This is a genomic window from Aliterella sp. E5.1, assembly GCF_057473825.1.
Genome location: NZ_JBYCCV010000336.1, coordinates 1 through 1702, shown reverse-complemented (window position 1 = coordinate 1702; position 1702 = coordinate 1). Strand labels below are relative to the sequence as shown.

The window sequence follows — 1702 nt, the reverse complement described above, 5'->3', positions numbered from 1 at the left end:
TAGCTACCGTCGTCAGGCTGCTACCGAGCGCTTGAACAATTCTCTATCATCCTAATCGCTCTATTTTTTTGTTTCTATTCGCAAGCGATCTGTACTTGTCGTTTCGATCTGAACTTCCTTTTCGCGTCAACTACCCGACAATAATCTGTCACGACACGCAAAACACTTGACATTTAATAAGTCGGTCGTGGTGCAAATGAATTGTCAAACGCTGACCAATCAACTGTGACGGCACAGTATAAAGAATGCAACGCACAGTAATAGTGCTTTGGCGAGTCACTTTGACGCTGAGGATTTCATAATCTGGGTAACGATGTTCTGGCAGAGGGTGCAAGTAAGCTTGTTCCTCTTGAAACTTCTGACAAATCTTGGCATTGAGTACCTCCATCACTTGGATAATGAAGCACTGATAATCGGCAATGCTATCGAAATCACAGGAGCCACGTAGCAAAAGTGCTTGGTGCAATCGGTTTTTAAAATAGCCGTGCGGCGATTCAATTGAGCCATTTTCGCTCTTCAATTCCTCGGTTGTTACGGGTCGGTCGCATGCGATAGTGCTGGCACAGGCGTTGGTACATCTGCGTTAAGTCTTCATCTGTGCGACCACCTATAGCGGTTCGCACTTGAGTGCAGTACACCTTAAGCATGACCTCACAGTAATTAAATCCTAAAGCTGTACTTTATCGGAATGAGAACTGCTGTAAGTTACGATAAGCTGCACTTAAACTGTCGCTGCGGTGTTCTAGTGGGCAACCACCACTCTGCTCTAAGGCGTTTTGCAGTCCTTGGCACAGCGCAACGAAGCTCTCGCCGCCCAAAATCACTTGCACGTATTGCCAACCGCTCGCTATATGCTAGGCGGTAGTGGTATAACAGGTGTTCAAAGGGCTTGCCCCCAATTGTAATTTCCACTTGTTTGAGTTTGGTGAAATCTGATAATCCCATCACGCCCGGTCGGTGTGACTGCTCAAACATCACTTCTAGCGGCGGTCCACTGCTGGCTTTCCACTGCTGTACTCGTCGTTGTAAAGTTCGTAGGATGGACTGTCCATACTTGCCAGGATATTTCTGTTGCAAATACTCATACAACGTCATTGCTTGCAACTTGGGCTGTTGTTGCAGCAGCGCTACGAGTTCGCTTTCCCATACCTCTAGTAACGGGTCAGCGCGAGTGCGCCAGTCATGAGGTTTTCTTCGTTGCGGTTGATGTTCTCCTTTTTCAATTCGTCTGCCTGTACGGACAGACAAGCCTCCTTTCGCTGCCGCTGTTTCTTGCGTACAGCCAGATTCTCTCGCTTTCATATATAGTTGAACCTGAATTGAATTAATTCGTTTCCCAGACACTAGGCAGTTTCTTAATTGACGTTAATGAACAACTGCCTAGTGTCTTTTATTTAGGTGCCTACTGCTTGAGGTAAATTTTGTCTCCGATAGCTCGGTGATGCAGTCAAGTTAATTGTCGTTACTCGGTCTATTTACAGCGATTTTCAAATGAATAGACCACAATGATTGAACCATCCAACAGCGTCATCAGATGAAATTTGCTGATTAATAATTTTGGTTGGTGGTGCCACGAAAGTAATGATAATTGCTAAAGTAGAGACAGAATTTAATTTGCAATGATATTAGACGATGTTGAATTGTCCTACCTGGACCTCTGCTCGAATCGTCAAAAACGGGCGAATTCACAATGGCAAACAAA

Annotated in this window: 1 pseudogene; it reads right to left on the bottom strand. The window is 45.1% G+C overall.

Annotated elements, in window-relative coordinates:
- Positions 1–175: 175 nt before the first annotated feature.
- Positions 176–1302: pseudogene (locus AC2VE5_RS26955) on the bottom strand (Mu transposase domain-containing protein); the annotation flags it as partial.
- Positions 1303–1702: the final 400 nt, after the last annotated feature.